This window comes from Bergeriella denitrificans NBRC 102155, from assembly GCF_001592185.1.
Taxonomy (GTDB): Bacteria; Pseudomonadota; Gammaproteobacteria; order Burkholderiales; family Neisseriaceae; genus Neisseria; species Neisseria denitrificans.
Genome location: NZ_BCWL01000390.1, coordinates 1 through 538, shown reverse-complemented (window position 1 = coordinate 538; position 538 = coordinate 1). Strand labels below are relative to the sequence as shown.

The following is a 538-nucleotide window of genomic DNA, read 5'->3' as shown; positions in this document are numbered from 1 at the left end:
ACTGGTCTCGGCGGGCGACGTGGCGTTTGCCACCGAAGAAGCGGCGGTATTGACCGCCGAACGCCCCGCGGTATCGGTGGAAGCCGTCTGCACCCAAAGCGGCGTAGTCGGCAACGGCTGGTCGGCCGGGCAAATCAACAGCTTGGCCGTGCAGCCCGTGGCAGGGGTGGAAATCAAAGCCGCCAACATCAGCGTGTCCGCGGGCGGCGCGGATATGGAAGACGACGAAGCCTACCGCAAACGCATTCTGCTTGCCCCCGAAAGTTTCAGCGTGGCCGGACCCGTGGGCGCATACGAGTATTTCGCCCGCGCCGTCAACCAAACCATCTGCGACGTGTTCGTCGACAACCCCGAAACTTCAGACGGCCAACCGGTCGGCGGGCAGGTGCGCGTAACCGTGCTGACCAAAACCGGCATGCCGTCTGAAGAATTATTGAACCAAGTGCGCGAAGCCTTGTCCGCCGAACGCCGCCGCCCCCTGTGCGATACGGTTACGGTGGCCGCACCGATGGCGGTGGATTACACGCTCGACGCCGAA

At 63.9% G+C, this 538-nt stretch carries 1 protein-coding gene; it reads left to right on the top strand.

The window, feature by feature from the left end; genetic code table 11:
* Positions 1–538, top strand: a 538-nt coding sequence (locus BDE01S_RS10960; protein ID WP_174520395.1) for a baseplate J/gp47 family protein, incomplete at both ends; no start/stop codon positions are given.